Below are 16,962 nucleotides of genomic sequence, written 5' to 3'. Positions count from 1 at the left end.
CTCACTTCGCCTCAGCCATGACAGAGGCCTGACCGCCGCGCTTTCTGGCCGGACGGCGCGCCCAGAGGCGCAACACACTGCGGCGCACACGGTCCAGCAGCACATAGACCACGGGCGTGGTGTAGAGCGTGAGCAACTGGCTCAGCAGCAGGCCGCCCACGATCGCAATGCCCAGGGGCTGGCGCAGCTCGGCACCGTCGCCCCGACCCAGGGCCAGGGGCAGCGCACCGAACAGGGCCGCCATGGTGGTCATCAGTATGGGGCGCAGGCGCAGATGGCAGGCCCGATAGATGGCCTGGGCCGCCGTGGCATGACCGCCCTTCTCGCGCTCCAGTGCGAAGTCGATCATCATGATGGCGTTCTTCTTGACCAGTCCTATCAGCAGGATCACGCCGATGAAGGCGATCAGCGAGAACTCGGTCTTGAACCACATCAGCGCCAGCAGCGCCCCCACGCCGGCCGAGGGCAAGGTGGACAGAATCGTCAGCGGGTGGACCAAGTTCTCGTAGAGGATGCCCAGCACCAGATAGATGGTGATGATGGCCGCGAGAATCAGCAGAGGCTGACCCGCCAGCGCCTGCTGGAAGGCCCCGGCCGAGCCGCTGAAGCTGCCGCGAATGGATACCGGAACGCCCAGCTCCAGCATGGCATTGCGGATCGCGTCATTGGCCTGCGACAGCGAGACATTGGGCGCCAGGTTGTAGCTCACGGTGCTGGCGGGCGTGCCGCTCTGGTGCTGCACGGACAGCGGCGTGGTCGAGGTGGTGATCTTGGCAAAGGCCGTCAGCGGAATCTGCTGGCCCGCGCTGTTGACGAAGAAGAAGCCGCGCAGCGTCTCCGGGCTCTGCAGATACTGGGACGAGGCCGTCATCACCACACGGTACTGGTTGAGCGGGTTGTAGATCACGCCCACCTGGCGCTGCCCGAAGGCATCGTTGAGCGTGTTGTCGATCTGCGCCACCGTCAGGCCCAGGCGCGTGGCCTGGTCGCGGTCTATGACCAGCTTGGTCTGCATGCCGTTGTCCTGCACATCGCTGTTGACATCGGTCAGCTCCGGCAGGGTGGACAGCACCTGACGGATGCGCGGCTCCCACAGGCGCAGCTCGGCCGTATCGTCGGCCTGCAGCGTGTACTGATAGGAGGACATGCTCTGGCGCCCGCCAATGCGCACATCGCTCTGGGTCATCATGAACAGGCGCGCGCCGGGCTCGTCCTTGAGCTTTTCACGCAGGCGGTTGATGACCTCGTCGCTCGACACCTTGCGCTCGGCCATGGGCTTGAGCGACATGAACATATTGGCCGAATTGGCCTGGCCGCCGCCGGTAAAGCCGGTCACATACTCCACGGCCGGGTCCTGCTGCACCACATCGAGAAAACGCTTGATGCGGCGCTCCATGGCCTGGAAGGAGGTGGACTGGTCGGCACGGATGAAGCCCATGACGCGGCCCGTGTCCTCGCTGGGCATGAAGCCCTTGTCTATGGTCTGGTAGAGATGGATGTTGAGGCCGATGACCGCCACCAGACTGAGCAGCACCACGGGCTGGTGGCGCAGCCCCCAGGCCAGGGTGTGACGGTACAACGCCGTCACACGCGCCTCGAAGCGATCCATGGCCAGCGAGACACGCAGCCAGAAGGCATCCCAGCGGCGCGTGAACGGGCGCCGGGCACGTTCGGCGCGGCGGCGCTCCTCGTCGGCAGGCGTGCGCAGCAGGGCCGCACACATCATGGGCGTGGTGGTCAGCGAGATGATCATGGAGACCAGAATCGCCGCCGACATGACCACGGCAAATTCACGAAAGAACCGCCCCACGATGCCGGCCATGAACAGAATGGGCACGAACACCGCAATCAGCGACAGGCTCATGGAGACCACGGTGAAGCCGATCTCGCGCGCGCCTTCGATGGCCGCCTGCATCGCGGATTTGCCGCGCTCCATGTGGCGCATCACGTTCTCCAGCACCACGATGGCATCGTCCACCACAAAGCCTGCGGCTACCGTCAGCGCCATCAGCGAGAGATTGTCCAGCGTGTAGCCGCACAGGTACATGATGCCGAAGGTACCCATCAGCGAGGCGGGCACGGCCACGGCCGGAATCAGCGTGGCGCGCAGCCGGCGCAGAAAGACGAACACCACCATGATGACCAGCGCTATCGATATCAGCAGCGCGTTCTGCACCTCCTTGACCGAGGCGCGCAATGTGGGCGTGCGATCCGAGATCACCGTGACATCGATGGCCGGGTTGATCGATGCCCTGAGCTGGGGCAGCATGGCGCGCACCTTGTCCACGGACTGCAGGATATTGGCGTCGGGCTGCTTGAACACCTGCAGCAGCACGGCGGGCTTGCCGTTCATGACGCCGTAGTTGCGTATGTCCTGCACGGAGTCGGTGACGTCGGCCACATCGGAAAGACGCACCGCATTGCCGTTGTTCCAGCGCAGCACCAAGGGCGCGTATTCGGCGGCGGTGCGGGCCTGGTCGTTGGTCGCCACCTGCCAGTAATGGTCTTCGCGCTCCACGGCTCCCAGGGGGCGGTTGGCATTGGTGGCGGTGATGGCCGTGCGCACGGAATCCAGCGATACGCCATTGGCCGCCAGACGCACCGGATCCAGCTCCACGCGCACGGCCGGCAGCGCGCCGCCGTTGATCGATGCCTGGCCCACGCCTTCCACCTGGGCCAGCTTCTGTGCCAGCACCGTGGAGGCCGCGTCATACATCTGGCCGCGCGTGAGCGAATCCGAAGTCAGCGCCAGAATCATGATGGGCGCGTCGGCCGGGTTGACCTTGCGATAGGTCGGGTTGCCCGGCATGCCCGAGGGCAGCAGCGTGCGCGCCGCATTGATGGCGGCCTGCACGTCATGGGCGGCGCTGTCCACGGTGCGCGTCAGATCGAACTGCAGCGTGATCCGCGTGCTGCCCATGCTGGAGCTGGACGTCATCTCATTGACGCCGGCAATCGCGCCCAGGGCACGCTCCAGCGGCGTGGCCACGGTGGCCGCCATGGTGTCCGGCGCCGCGCCGGGCAGGCTGGCGGTCACCGAAATCGTCGGATAGTCCACCTGCGGCAGCGGCGCCACCGGCAGCAGAAAATAGGCCACGCCGCCCACCAGGGCCATGCCGATGGTCAGCAGCATGGTCGCAATGGGCCGGAAGATGAAGGGCGTGGAGATGCTCATGGGCGTGCCCCGTCCCGGCCGCCATCCTCGGCCTCGCCCATGACTTCTGCTTCGGAATGCGGCACATGCTTGACGGCCGGCAGGCCGCGCCTGGTGCGCCAGCCCTCGGCCCAGCTCTCAAAGGTCAGATAGATCACCGGCGTGGTGAACAGGGTCAGCAACTGGCTCAGCAGCAGACCGCCCACCAGAGTCACGCCCAAGGGCTGGCGCAGCTCGCTGCCCACGCCCGTTCCCAGCATCATGGGCAGCGCGCTCAGCAGGGCCGCCAGCGTGGTCATGAGAATCGGGCGGAAGCGCAGCAGACAGGCCTGGTAGATCGCGTCGCGCGCATTCATGCCTTCCTCGCGCTGGGCGTCCAGCGCGAAGTCGATCATCATGATGGCGTTCTTCTTGACGATGCCGATCAGCAAGATGATGCCGATGATGGCGATGATGTCCAGATCCAGCCCCGCCACCAGTAGCGCCAGCAGCGCCCCCACGCCCGCCGAAGGCAGGGTGGAGAGAATCGTGATCGGGTGAATCGTGCTCTCGTAGAGTACACCCAGCACGATGTACATGGTGATGATGGCGGCCAGCACCAGCAGCAGGGTATTGGACAGCGAGGCCTGGAAAGCCAGCGCCGCGCCCTGGAACTGCGAGTCCACCGACAGCGGGATCTGCCCTTCGTCGCGCAGCTGCCCGATGATGGCCTGGGCCGCCTCCACCGCATGGCCCAGCGACACGCCGGATGCGGTGTTGAACGAAATGGTGGCCGCAGGCAGCTGCCCCACATGGTTGACGGCCAGCGCCATCGGGCGCTCGCTCACCGTGGCAATCGAGGACAGCGGCACCGGCGCTCCGTTGCTGGATGCGGCATAGATGTTCTGCAAGGCCTCTGGCCCGATCTTGAACTGCGGCGCCACCTCCAACACCACCCGGTACTGGTTGGATTGCGTGAAGATCGTGGAGATCAGGCGCTGGCCGAAAGCGTTGTAGAGGGCCGAGTCCACCGACGAGACCGTCACGCCCAGACGGCTGGCCTGGGCACGGTCGATCTGCACATAGGCCTGACGGCCCTGGTTCTGCAGATCGCTGCTGACATCCAGCAACTGGGGCAGTTGCTGCAGACGCTCCACCAGAATTCGGGTACTGGCCGTGAGCTGGTTCATGTCCGGCGAGGACAGCAGCAGCTGGTACTGGGTGCGGGCCTGGCGGTCCTCTATCGTCAGATCCTGCACAGGCTGGGCATAGAGGCGGATGCCGGGCACGGCCTGGGAATCCTCGGCCAGGCGATTGAGCACCACCGGCAGGCGATCACGCTGGGGATGGGGCTTGAGGTCGATCTGAATGCGGCCGGTATTCAGCGTGGTATTGGTTCCATCGACGCCGATAAACGAGGAGATGGAAGCCACGGCCGGGTCCTTGAGCAAATGCTCGGCCAGCGCCTGCTGGCGCTCGGCCATGGCGGCAAAGGAAATGGACTGGTCGGCCTCGGTGGTCGCGGCAATCGTGCCCGTATCCTGCTCAGGAAAGAAGCCCTTGGGCACGACGAAGTACAGCAGCACCGTGACCACCAGCGTGGCGATGAACACCAGCCAGGTCAGCTTGCTGTGATCCAGCACCCAGGTCAGCATGCGGCCGTACTCGGCAATCACCTTGTCGAAAAAGCGTGCGACCGCAGCGCCGAAGCCCTTGGACTGCGCCTGGTTCTTCTCGCCCTCGGGCCGGTGGCGCAGCAAGCGCGCGCACAGCATGGGGGTCAGCGTGAGCGAAACCACGGCCGAGATCAGAATCGCCACCGTCATGGTGATGGCGAATTCGTGGAACAGACGCCCCACCACATCCCCCATGAACAGCAGCGGAATCAGCACCGCGACCAGGGAGATGGTCAGCGAGATGATGGTGAAGCCGATCTGCTTGGCACCCTTGAGCGCGGCCTGCATGGGCGCCTCGCCCTTTTCCACATAGCGGGCAATGTTCTCGATCATCACGATGGCATCGTCCACCACAAAGCCCGTGGCGATGGTCAGGGCCATCAGCGTGAGGTTGTTGATGGAAAAGCCCGCCAGATACATGACGCCGAAGGTGCCTATCAGCGACAACGGCACCGCTACGCTGGGAATCAGCGTGGCCGATGCGCTGCGCAGGAACAGGAAGATCACCATCACCACCAGGGCGATGGCCAGGGCCAGCTCGAACTGCATGTCCTTGACCGAGGCTCGGATGGTCACGGTGCGATCGGTCAGCACCTGCACGTCGACGGAGGCAGGCAGCGTCTCCTTGAGCTGGGGCAGAAGGTTCTTGATGGCATCGACCGTTTCGATCACATTCGCGCCGGGCTGGCGACGGATGTTGAGAATCACGGCCGACTTGGAGCCGGTCTCCGGAGTGCCAGACCAGGCGGCCAGACGCGTGTTCTCGGCGTCGTCCACGGTCTGCGCCACATCGGACAGGCGCACGGGATTGCCGTTCTTGAAGGCGATGATGAGGTTGCGGTACTCGGCCGCCGACTGCATCTGGTCGTTGGCATCGATGGTCGATGCGCGGTTGGGGCCGTCAAAGCTGCCCTTGGCGGTCTTGACGTTGGCCGCAGAGATGGCGGTGCGCACATCATCCAGCGTCATGCCGAAGCTGGCCAGCGCAGCCGGATTGGCCTGGATGCGCACGGCCGGGCGGCGCGCACCGGCAATGGCCACCAGACCCACGCCCTTGACCTGGGAGAGCTTGGGCGCGAGGCGGTTCTCCACCAGGTCGTTGATCCTGATGACGGGCAGCGAAGGCGAGCTGATGGCCAGCGTCAGCACCGGCGCATCGGCCGGGTTGACCTTGCTGTAGAGCGGCGGCATGGGCAGATCGCTGGGCAGCAGATTGGTGCCCGCGTTGATCGCGGCCTGCACCTGCTGCTCGGCCACGTCCATGGACATATCGAGTGCAAAGCGCAGGCTGATGACCGATGCGCCGCCCGAACTGGTCGAGGACATCTGGTCCAGGCCCGGCATCTGACCGAACTGGCGCTCCAGCGGTGCCGTGACATTGGAGGTCATCACATCGGGGCTGGCCCCGGGGTAGAGGGTGGTGACCTGTATGGTGGGGTAGTCCACCTCGGGCAGGGCCGAGATGGGCAGCAGGCGGTAGGCAAGAATGCCCGAGATCAGCACCGCCACCATCAGCAAGCTGGTGGCGATGGGCCTGAGAATGAAGAGGCGCGAGAGATTCATGATGGCCGCAGGCTCTGACTATGCTCAGCGACCCGTGCCGCCGGCTGCCGTTCCGGTCTGACCATTGGCTTCACGCTCGGCGCGCAGCTTCTGGAAGAAGGCGCGGCGCTCTTCGGGCGACAGGGCCTCCAGCTTGGCGCGCTGCTCGGGCGTCAGCTGGGGACGGTCACCCCGGCCCTCGGCTCTTTCGGCTCGGCCCTCGCCGCCGCCACGCTCGGCGCCGGCCTGAGGCCTGGCCTCGCTCGCAGCGGCAGGCTTGGCATCCGGCTTCGCATCGGCCTTGGCGTCCGGCTTGGAGGGACTGCCCTGCGCCTCACGTGGCTGATCGCCACGGGCGTCCGCGCCGCGAGGTCCCGGGCCAGCATTGCCGCCATTGGCACCGCGCTCAGCGCGCAGCTTCTGGAAGAACTCCTTGCGTTCCTCGGGCGTCATCTTGGAGACTTTTTCACGCTGCTCGGGACTGAGGTTGCGCATCATGCCGCGCGGCTGGTTGGCGGCATCCTGCACGGCCTGGTCGACTTTCTTGACTTTTTCCGAGTCCACCACCGTCACCTGCGCACCTTCGCGCAGGCGGTCGATGCCGTCGGTCACCACCTTGTCGCCGGGCTCCAGCTCACCGCGCACGCTGACATAGTCACCGTCCGTCACCCCTACCGTGATCTTGCGCTGGGTGACCGTGTTGTCGGGTTTGACCAGATAGACAAAGTTGTTCTGCACCGCATTCGCGGGCACGACCAGCGCCTGATCGATCTGGCGCAGCTGCAGCTTGACGTTGACGAACTGATTCGCAAACAGCTTGCGCTCCGCGTTGTCGAACGAGGCCTTGGCCTTGACCGTGCCCGTGGTCGTGTCGATGGTGTTGTCCAGCGCATTGAGCTGGCCCTTGGCCAGTATCTGCTTTTGCTCGCGGTCCCAGAGTTCTACGGGCATGACCTTGCCCTCGCGCAGTTGCTGGGCCAGCGTACCGACATGGGCTTCGGGGACGGAGAAAACGGCATCGATGGGGCGAATCTGGGTGATCGTCACCAGCCCGTTGGTATCGGAAGGATTGACCACGTTGCCGAGGTCGGCCTGGCGCAGGCCGAGGCGGCCCGAGATGGGAGCCGTGATCCTGGTATAGCTCAGTTGCAGCTTGGCCGCGTCGACCTGACCCTGATCGGCCGCCACCGTGCCCTGCAGCTGGCGCACCAGCGCTGCCTGGGTATCGACCTGCTGGCGGGCAATCGAGTCCTGGGCCTGCAGCTCCTTGTAGCGCTGCAGATCGAGTTGCGCATTCTTGAGCTGGGCCTGATCACGCGCCAGAGAGCCCTGCACCTGCGCCAGCGAGGCCGCAAAACTGCGCGGGTCGATCTCGGCCAGCAACTGGCCGGCCTTGACCTCGTCACCTTCCTTGAAGTGCAGCTTGAGCAGCTCGCCCGAAACCTTGGCACGCACCACGGCCGTGGCACGTGCATTCATGGTGCCGATGGCGCTGACGAGCACACGCATGTCACGCTGCTCCACCACTCCGACGCTCACAGGCTGAGCCTGGCTCATGCCGCCGGGGCCGCCCGGCCCGGAGCGACCGTTGCGCCCGGCGCGAGCGCCAGGCCCACCCGCTCCCTGTTTAGGAGCTGCAGACGCAGACGTATCGCCGCTTGCACCCTGTTTTTGCGTATACCACCAATAGCCGCCGCCAGCGGCCGCCACAGCGAGCACCACAGTGGCAAGCAAGGCAGGCCGGACCTTGCCCTGCTGTAGAAAATGACGATTGGGGTGCAGATTGGATGAGCTGGACATGGTTGAGCGCAGGAATTTCGAGCCTGAATTGGCGCCAATGGTATCCAGTTGCAAGCAAATTCCGGGTCAGGCAGCGCCGGCTTTGCCAGCATTTACCCCTGCTTTACCTCGGGTTTACCTCGTGAAGTTCCCTCTTGGCAGACTAAAACAGTGCTGACTTTCATAGCCGCAATGCCGGTGTTTTCAGGCCTCATGCTTGGCGGCTGACACTGCCATTGCTGCGTCCGCCTTGCGGCGCAAGGAATCCGGCTCCAAGGAGAAACCCATATGACCACCGAACGCCTGACCAATCACCCCGAAGAAGCCGCCGTGCGCGTGCCGCTGGAGCTGTACATGCGCGGCCATGCCGAAGACAAGGCCGAGCATATGCGCGCAGCCTTCATGCCCACGGCCCGGCTGGAGTCCGTGCGCGAAGGCCCGCTGACATCCTGGGACCTGGACTTCTACTGCCAGCGCTTCAAGAACACGCCCGCCGCCGACGAAGCCACGCGTCGCCGCGTCATCGACTCCCTGGACATCGTGGGCACGGCCGCCATGGCCAAGGTCACGCTCTACCATGGTGCCGTGACCTTTACCGACTACTTTGTGCTGCTCAAGACCGAGCAGGGCTGGAAGATTGCCAACAAGGCTTTCCACGCTCAGCCTCAATAAGGCTAAGCCACCTGCACCAAGCCCCTGGCCTCAGGCCCAGGGGCTTTTTTATTCATGCGCTGGTCAGCGAGTCAGCAGCCAGAGCGCGCCCAGAACGATGACAGCCCCCAGACCCCAGGCCCAGACAGGGATGCCAGGCGATTCGCGCGGCGGCGCCGAGGGTGTGGCATCCAGCGGTGCGTAGCTGGTGGAAGCCGCGTCGTGCTCCCAGGAGCGTGTATCCAGCTCCTCCGCACCGCCTTCGTCTTCGGGCCGCTCGCTCGGGTGGCGCTGCTGCATCAAGGCTTCGAAGCGCGCAAAGAAATCCTCTGCCATGCTCTTGGCCGCACCGTCGATCAGGCGCTGGCCCAGCTGGGCAATCTTGCCGCCGACCTGGGCCTGCACCTCGTATTGCAGCTCGCAGTGGCGTTCATCGGCGGGAATCAGATCCACCTTGGCCTGACCCTTGCCAAAACCGGCCACACCGCCCTGCCCTTCAAAGGCAATCGTGTAGCTCCTGGGCGGCTGCACGTCCGACAGCGTGACCCGGCCATTGAACTTCGCCGATACCGGACCGATCTTCACGGACATGATCACGGCATAGGAGCCATCGCCCGCATCCTCGAACTTCTCGCAGCCGGCCAGGCATTGCTGCAAGGTTTGCGGATCGTTGAGCGCCTCCCAGGCCTGCTGCTGGCTCACGGCAAGAGGGCGGCTGGCATGCATTTCCATGGTGTTCTCCTTTTCAATCTCGGTGCGGCAGCTGCAGCAGCTTCGCCAGGTGGGCTGCCAGTTGCTGCAATGACTGCAGGTTGTGCACGGCCAGCATGGCATGGCTGTGACGATGCAGCACCTGCGCGCCTTTGGCCAGCGGGGCATACCCGTCAAAGCGCAACAAGGGGTTGAGCCAGACAATGCGCGCGCTGTGCCGTGCCAGCCACTGCAGCTCCCGCTCCAGCAGCACACTGTCGCCGGTATCCAGCCCGTCGCTGACCAGCAGCACCAGAGTGCGCCTGCCCACCAGATGGCGCGCCTGCTGCCGGCGCAGCTGTGCCAGGCATTCCCCCAGGCAGGTGCCGCCGCCGAAATCGTCGATGTCGTGATTGAGCTGTGCAAGCATGGCATCGGGGTCGCTGTGGGCAAAAGCCCGGTTCAGCTCCTGAAGGCTGGTTCCCATGCTGTAGACATGGCGGCGCAGCTGCGGATAGCGCCGGGGGCTGGTGGCCTGGTGCAGAAATGCCAGCAACAGACGCACATAACGCTCCATGGAGCCCGACACATCGACCAGCGCCAGCCAGGGCATGGGCAGCCGCTTGCGCCTGCGCCATTTGAGACTTGCCAGCTCGCCGCCCGTGGCCGCCGCAGCTTTCAGACTGGCGGGCCAGTGCACACGCAACCCCGAGGTTCGCAGCTCGCTTCTACGACTGCGATAGCTGGGCAGCGGCAAGCGGATATCGCGCGCCAGTTGCTGCACCAGGCGGTACTCGCTGGCACTGAGCTGATTGAAATCCGCATGCTGCAGCCTGTGCCGGTCGCTGGCCGACATGGCGGCATCCAGCGTCAGCTCCTCGCTCGCGGGCGTTTGCTGCGCGGCACGAATCGCCGACAGGGCCTCCTGCACACGTGGCCTGTGACGCGGCCTGGCCGCCTCCGGCGAGCTTGGCAGCAACTGGCTCAGAAGCTGCTGCGCCACCTCGGGATTGCGAAAGTAGGCCGCAAACAATTCGCGAAAGACCGCCAGGTCCTGTTCGCGTGAAACCAGCACGGCCTCCAGCGCGGCGGCCACGTCCTCGCGGTTCATGCCCACCAGCATCAGGCCCTGCTGGGCCAGCGCCAGGCGCTCGGCATCCACCGCCAGCCCCGCACGGCGCAGCGCGCGACCAAACCCCAGCAGATTGATGGGCAGTTTGCCGCCGCGCGCGTCCCCCCACCAGCTCACGCTTGCGGGCCGCTCTGGCGACTGCGCTTGCAGCTCAGGCTGTGGCATCGGGCTCCAGCAATTGCTGCAGACGCTCTGGAGTGAGCGCCGCCACATCTTCGCGCTGCTTGAACAGAATGCCCGCCGTCTCGTGCACCAGCTCGGGGTCTATGACCAGAGTGTCCAGTGCCACCAGCGCCTTGGCCCATTCCACGCTTTCGGCAATGCCGGGCGTGCGCTCGAAGGCATCGGCAAACGGGCGGCTGCGCAGACGGTCCACAAAACGGGCGATCTGTTCGGTCAACGCCACCGCGGCTTCGGGCACCTTCGACCGGACAATGGCCAGCTCGCGCTCGCGCTCGGGGTAGTCCAGCCAGTGGTAGAGGCAGCGGCGCTTGACCGCATCATGCAGATCGCGCGTGCGATTGCTGGTCAGAATGGTGACGGGCGGCACCTGGGCCTTGATGACTCCCAGCTCGGGAATACTGACCTGGTACTCGCCCAGATATTCGAGCAAAAAGGCCTCGAAAGGCTCGTCGGCCCGGTCCACCTCGTCAATCAACAGCACCGCGCCAGGCGCAGGTGCCTGCAGGGCCTGCAGCAAAGGGCGCCGTACCAGATAGCGAGGCTGATAGACCTCCTGCTCGACAGCTTCGAGTTCCGCCGCGCCACGCAGTTCGGCCGCGCGCAAATGCAGCAGCTGCGCCGCGTAATTCCACTCATACAGCGCTTCCCGCTGCTCCAGGCCGTCATAGCACTGCAGCCGGATCAGCTGCCGCGCCAGCACCTGGGACAGCGCCTGCGCCAGCGAGGTCTTGCCCACGCCCGGCTCGCCCTCCAGCAGCAGGGGCCGCTGAAGCCTGAGCGCCAGAAACACGGCCGTGGCCAGACGCCGGTCCGCAAAATAGCCCACCTCCTGCAAGGCGGCGAGCAGCCCATCCACCGACTGCAGAGCGCTATTCACTTCAGTATTCATAGCTGCTTGCGCTTTACTGATAAGGGATTAAGCCACTTTTTATTCAAAAAATAACATCCTATGACAATCACACTGCCGCAAAGAGACGGCAAGCAAGCGGCCTGCCGACCGCCCACTCGCCCCACCCTTGGCGAGGCTGCCCTCCGCCCAGGCAGGAGCAGCCCCCCAGACAAAACCGCTCAGGGAGAGAGCAGTTGATCCACTGCCCGCTGCGTCAGGACGCTGATCAGCTGCGCCCGGTAGCGCGCACTCGCGTGCAGATCGCTGTTGAGCTCGCTGTCGTCAATAGGCACCGCAGCCGCCGCAGCGGCCGTGAGACTCTGGTTGAGCGCCGCTTCCAGGCCTGCGTGGCGGAAGACCGATAGTCCCGCACCGGTCACGGCCACGCGCACGCCCTGCGCCGTCTGCGCCACAAACACGCCCACCAGTGCAAAGCGCGACGCGGGCTGCTTGAACTTGATATAGGCAGCCTTTCTGGGCACGGGAAAGCGTACCGCCTTGATCAGCTCCCCCTCTTCCAGTGCCGTGGTGTACATGCCCTGGAAGAAGTCGTCCGCCGCAATTTCGCGCCGACTGGTGACCACAACAGCGCCCAGACCCAGCACCGCACTGGGATAGCAGGCCGCAGGGTCGTTATTGGCCAGCGAGCCACCAATCGTGCCGCGTGCTCGCACCTGGCGGTCGCCAATACCGCCAGCCAACTCGGCCAGTGCAGGAATGGCGGCCTGCACCTCGCGGCTGGCGGCGACATCGGCGTGACGGGTCATGGCGCCGATCTCGACCTGATCGCCGCCGACGCAGATTCCCGCCAGGCCATCGACCTGGTTGAGATCCACAATCGCGCCGGGCTGGGCCAGGCGCAGCTTCATGGAAGGAATCAGGCTCTGGCCGCCGGCCAGAAACTGACCGCTGGCAGCGCTCACCTCATCCAGCGTCCGGGGGTTGGAGTAACTGAAGGCATACATATGTGTTGTCCTCTCTTCCTCTCAGTCGGGTGCCTCAGGGGCGTGCAGCATCAATCGCTTCCCACACGCGGTGCGGGCTGGCAGGCATATCCAGGTCCTTGACGCCCAGAGAATGCAGGGCATCGAGCACGGCATTGATGACGGCGGGCGGCGAGCCTATGGCTCCGGCCTCGCCGCAGCCCTTGGTGCCCAGCGGGTTATGGGTGCATGGCGTGCAGACTGTACCCAGCTTGAAGTCGGGCAGATCGTCGGCGCGGGGCATGGCGTAGTCCATGAAACTGCCGGTCAGCAACTGACCCGAGTCACGGTCGTAGACACAGTTCTCCAGCAGCGCCTGACCTATCCCCTGGGCCAGTCCGCCATGAACCTGACCCTCCACGATCATGGGGTTGATGATGGTGCCGAAATCGTCCACGGCACTGAAGCGGTCGACGCGCACCACGCCCGTGGCAGGGTCCACCTCGACCTCGCAGATATAGGTGCCGGCCGGGAAGGTGAAGTTGGTGGGATCGTAGAAAGCAGTCTCGTCCAGCCCCGGCTCCAGCTTGTCCAGCGGATAGTTGTGCGGCACATAGGCCGTCAGCGCAATCTGGGCAAACGGCAGCTTTCTGTCGGTGCCGCGCACCGTGAACTCGCCTCCCGCGAAATCGATGTCGGCATCGCTGGCCTCCATCAGGTGGGCGGCGATCTTCTTGGCCTTGGCCTCGATCTTGTCCAGAGCCTTCATGATGGCCGCCCCTCCCACGCTGATGGAGCGCGAGCCATAGGTTCCCATGCCAAAGGGCACTCGGCCCGTATCGCCATGGACGATCTCGACATGCTCGACGGGAATGCCCAGCCGCGCCGCCACCACCTGGGCAAAAGTCGTCTCATGCCCCTGGCCATGGCTGTGCGAGCCTGTGAACACCGTCACGCTGCCCGTGGGGTGGACGCGCACCTCGCCGCACTCGAACAGACCGGCACGTGCGCCCAGCGCCCCGGCAATATTGCTGGGCGCCAGACCGCAGGCTTCGATGTAGCTGCTGTAGCCCAGGCCGCGCTTGAGGCTTCTGGCCTCGCTGGCTGCGCGCCGCGCCGCAAAGCCCGCCACATCGGCCAGTTGCTCGGCCTGATCCATGCAGGCCTGGTAATCGCCGATGTCGTACTGCAGCGCCACGGGCGTCTGATAGGGGAAGCTGGTGATGAAGTTGCGACGCCTGATCTCGGCCTGGGACAGATTCATCTCCCAGGCACAGCGGCTGACCAGCCGCTCGAGCAGGTAAGTGGCCTCGGGACGCCCAGCGCCCCGGTAGGCATCCACGGGCGAAGTGTTGGTGAACCAGGCATCGACCTCGATGTGGATTTGCGGCGTGGTGTACTGGCCCGCCAGCAAGGTTGCATAAAGAATGGTGGGCACCGCGCTGGCGAAAGTGGACAAGTAGGCGCCCAGATTCGCATCGGTGTGCACACGCATGGCGAGGAACTTGCCGTCGGCATCCATGGCCATCTCGGCATGGCTGACATGGTCGCGGCCATGGGCATCGGTCAGAAAGGACTCGCTGCGATCGGCCGTCCACTTGATGTTGCGGTTGAGCTTCTTGGCCGCCCAGGTCAGGCAGACATCCTCGGCATACAGGAAGATCTTGGAGCCAAAGCCGCCGCCCACATCGGGCGCAATCACGCGCACCTTGCTCTCTGGCAGACCCATGACGAAGGCCGTCATCAGCAGCCGCTCCACATGCGGGTTCTGGTTGGCCACGTACAGCGTGTACTCGTCCATGGCGCGGTTATAGCTGCCTATGGCCACCCGCGGCTCCATGGCGTTGGGTATCAGGCGGTTGTTGACCAGGTCCAGACGGGTCACATGGGCGGCGCCGGCAAACACCGCATCCACTGCCGCCTTGTCGCCAATCGCCCATTTGTAGCAATGGTTGTCCGGGGCAATGTCGTGAACCACGGCGCCAGGCTTTTTGCCGCCCGCCGCGTCGGCCACGTTCACGACCGCAGGCAGCACCGCGTAATCGACCTCCACCAGCTCGGCCGCATCGCGTGCCTGCTGCAGGGTCTCGGCGACCACCATGGCCACCTGATCGCCCACATAGCGCACGGTATCGAGGGCCAATATCGGGTGCGGCGGCTCCTTCATGGGCTCGCCATTGGTGCTGGTGATCAGCCAGCCGCAGGGCAGGCCGTTGATGCCGGCGGCCGCCACATCGGCGCCCGTGAGCACGCCGACCACGCCTGGTGCCGCCTTGGCGGCATCCACGTTGACGCTGCGCAGCCTTGCATGGGCATGGGGCGAGCGCACGAACACCGCATAGGCCTGTGCGCCCAGTGTGATGTCGTCTGTGTACTGGCCAGCGCCGGTCAGAAAGCGATCATCCTCGCGGCGCAGAACGGCTTCGCCGATATGCGGCAGCTTGGAAAAGTCAGATGCACCCATGGTGTGTCTCCTCTTCTAGTTGTGATGCGCGGCTCAGGTGGCGCTCATGCCGTCGCGACCCGCTTTGACGGCGGCGACGATGTTCTGGTAGCCCGTGCAGCGGCAGATATTGCCTTCGAGCAGTTCGCGGATCTCGGCATCGGTGGCCTGAGGCTTCTGGCGGCACAGGTCCACGGCACTCATCACCATGCCGGGTGTGCAGAAGCCGCATTGCAGGCCGTGGCACTGTTTGAAGGCCGCCTGCATGGGGTGCATGCTGCCGTCGGCAGCGGCCATGCCCTCTATGGTCTGAACCTCGGCACCCTGGGCCTGCACGGCCAGCATGGTGCAGGACTTGATGGCCTTGCCATTGACCAGCACCGTGCAGGCTCCGCACTGGCTGGTATCGCAGCCCACATGGGTGCCCGTCAGGCGCAGCTGTTCACGCAGCGCCTGCACCAGCAAGGTATTGGGGGGGACGTCAATGCTGGCCGCGCGGCCATTGACCGTGAACTGAACATTCATCGTGATGCCTCCTGCCTATATCCGAAGAATTGGGTAACAAAGCACAACCGCACTCTCTATGGTGGGCAGTTACCACCATGCAAGGCGCTAGGGTTGACCCCCAAGCCAGGCGAAACACGCACAGATATTCTCAAAATGAAACACTGTCCGGAGTCCGCATGTCGCCCGCCAGCCTCGCCACATCCGCGCAAGCCGCAGCCCATCCAGGTGCACGCCATTCCCTGCTTGCCCAGGCCAGGCAGCAGTTGCTGGCGATGGACTCATCCCATGCACTGGTACCGTCTGGTCTTGCCCCCTGGCTCTGGCGCTCTTGGCAGCGCTGCGTGGCACAGGGCCGTCATCCCGCTCAAACAGTGGAGTTCGAGGCCGTCGGACCTCACGCACTGCGCCACGCCCAGGACAAGCACCAGTTGCTGCTGCAGGCCGCACGTCCGGTCATGACGCAACTGGTCGCGGCCGTGGGCGCCATGCGCTACTTCTGTCTGCTGACCGATGCCCAGGGACTGGCCCTGGAAGTGCAAGGCCCCGTCGACCACAGCGATCTGCGCGCGCTGGCCGTGGGCCGTGTCGGTGTGGACCTGTCCGAGCGCGGCGTGGGCACCTCGGCCATCGGCGCGACACTGGCCGAACTCAGCCCGGTATGGCTGCACAGGCAGGAGCATTTTTTTGACGATCTGCGCGACTACAGCTGCGCAGGTGCTCCGGTATTCGGCCCTCAGGGCGAATGCCTGGGCATGCTGGACATCACCGGCATTGATGTCCCCGAGCGCCCAGAGCTGCTGCTGCTGGCGCTGCGCTGCGCACGCGCCATCGAAGATCGATTGCTGCGGGCCCTGCCTCACACCCTGCTGCTGCGCGTGAACTGGCCCGGCGGGCCGCTGGGCCAGGAGGGCGAAGGCCTGATGGTGTTTGATGCCGAAGGCCGATTGCTGGGCAGCAATACCGTGGCCAGGCAACTGGTGCCACGTCCTCTGCAAGCCCCCGGGGAGGACTCGCTCATTCAGAGCCATGAGCTGCTGGCCCTGCCCTGGAGCCATCTGATCGAGCATGCGCGCCAGCGGCCCGAGGCGCCACTGCAGCTGCCGCTGTGGTCCGGTCTGCGCCTGCTGGCGCTGGCACAGGCCGGCCCCTTGCTGCGCACTCCCGTCATGACGGGTTCCGGCGCAGCCAGCCGGGGAGTACCAGCCAATGCCATGGCCACGCCGCTGCGCACCAGCGAGTTGCTGCTGATTCAGCAGGCCATGCAGGAGGCGCACGGAAATGTAAGCGTGGCAGCCCGCAACCTGGGATTGAGCCGGGCCACGCTCTACCGTCGACTCGCCAGCAAGTAAGAGGTCTTGAACCGGATTCAAGGCAGTTTGACGCTCTCCGGATTTGCCCTAGTTTCAGCACACAG

The 16,962-nt window shown here is 65.0% G+C and carries 11 protein-coding genes; 2 read left to right on the top strand and 9 right to left on the bottom strand.

Annotation, left to right across the window (positions count from 1 at the left end; translation table 11 throughout):
- Window position 1: 1 nt before the first annotated feature.
- Genes ACLBXN_RS07210 through ACLBXN_RS07200 form a run of 3 tightly spaced genes read right to left on the bottom strand, consistent with a single transcriptional unit; the run spans window position 2 to window position 8,151 of the window.
- Window positions 2-3,175: an efflux RND transporter permease subunit gene (locus ACLBXN_RS07210; protein WP_211459609.1), complete on the bottom strand. Its 3,174-nt coding sequence runs from the start codon at window positions 3,173-3,175 to the stop codon at window positions 2-4.
- The gene (locus ACLBXN_RS07205) at window positions 3,172-6,372 is read right to left on the bottom strand and encodes an MdtB/MuxB family multidrug efflux RND transporter permease subunit (protein ID WP_447611663.1); all 3,201 of its coding nucleotides are present in this window, start codon (window positions 6,370-6,372) and stop codon (window positions 3,172-3,174) included. Before ACLBXN_RS07205 ends, ACLBXN_RS07210 begins: the two co-directional genes overlap by 4 nt.
- Before the next feature lie 24 nt (window positions 6,373-6,396).
- Entirely contained in the window at window positions 6,397-8,151 is a 1,755-nt protein-coding gene (locus ACLBXN_RS07200; protein ID WP_447611662.1) for an MdtA/MuxA family multidrug efflux RND transporter periplasmic adaptor subunit, read from the bottom strand.
- Between the two features lie 267 nt (window positions 8,152-8,418).
- Here ACLBXN_RS07200 and ACLBXN_RS07195 point away from each other — a divergent pair, with 267 nt between their 5' ends.
- Entirely contained in the window at window positions 8,419-8,802 is a 384-nt protein-coding gene (locus ACLBXN_RS07195) for a nuclear transport factor 2 family protein (RefSeq protein ID WP_043004737.1), read from the top strand.
- A gap of 63 nt (window positions 8,803-8,865) precedes the next feature.
- Here ACLBXN_RS07195 and ACLBXN_RS07190 read toward each other — a convergent pair whose 3' ends face one another.
- The 6 genes from ACLBXN_RS07190 to ACLBXN_RS07165 form a co-directional block, all read right to left on the bottom strand.
- On the bottom strand, window positions 8,866-9,513 hold the full coding sequence (locus ACLBXN_RS07190) for a CoxG family protein (RefSeq protein WP_447611661.1): 648 nt from the start codon (window positions 9,511-9,513) through the stop codon (window positions 8,866-8,868).
- 13 nt (window positions 9,514-9,526) lie between these two features.
- Window positions 9,527-10,768, bottom strand: coding sequence for a vWA domain-containing protein (locus tag ACLBXN_RS07185; RefSeq protein WP_447611660.1), 1,242 nt, complete (start codon window positions 10,766-10,768; stop codon window positions 9,527-9,529).
- Complete coding sequence (locus ACLBXN_RS07180; protein ID WP_447611659.1) at window positions 10,755-11,675, bottom strand: AAA family ATPase; 921 nt, start codon at window positions 11,673-11,675, stop codon at window positions 10,755-10,757. The genes ACLBXN_RS07185 and ACLBXN_RS07180 overlap by 14 nt, the downstream gene beginning before the upstream one ends.
- A 179-nt stretch (window positions 11,676-11,854) precedes the next feature.
- Entirely contained in the window at window positions 11,855-12,640 is a 786-nt protein-coding gene (locus tag ACLBXN_RS07175; RefSeq protein ID WP_447611658.1) for an FAD binding domain-containing protein, read from the bottom strand.
- Between the two features lie 34 nt (window positions 12,641-12,674).
- Complete coding sequence (locus ACLBXN_RS07170) at window positions 12,675-15,062, bottom strand: xanthine dehydrogenase family protein molybdopterin-binding subunit (RefSeq protein WP_447611657.1); 2,388 nt, start codon at window positions 15,060-15,062, stop codon at window positions 12,675-12,677.
- Between the two features lie 33 nt (window positions 15,063-15,095).
- Entirely contained in the window at window positions 15,096-15,566 is a 471-nt protein-coding gene (locus ACLBXN_RS07165) for a (2Fe-2S)-binding protein (protein ID WP_043004730.1), read from the bottom strand.
- 158 nt (window positions 15,567-15,724) lie between these two features.
- On the opposite strand from ACLBXN_RS07165, the gene ACLBXN_RS07160 reads away from it, so the two are divergent.
- Window positions 15,725-16,897: a helix-turn-helix domain-containing protein gene (locus tag ACLBXN_RS07160; protein ID WP_211459590.1), complete on the top strand. Its 1,173-nt coding sequence runs from the start codon at window positions 15,725-15,727 to the stop codon at window positions 16,895-16,897.
- Window positions 16,898-16,962: the final 65 nt, after the last annotated feature.

Source organism: Comamonas sp. C24C, from assembly GCF_053345995.1.
This window is presented reverse-complemented; position numbering and strand designations above follow the sequence as displayed.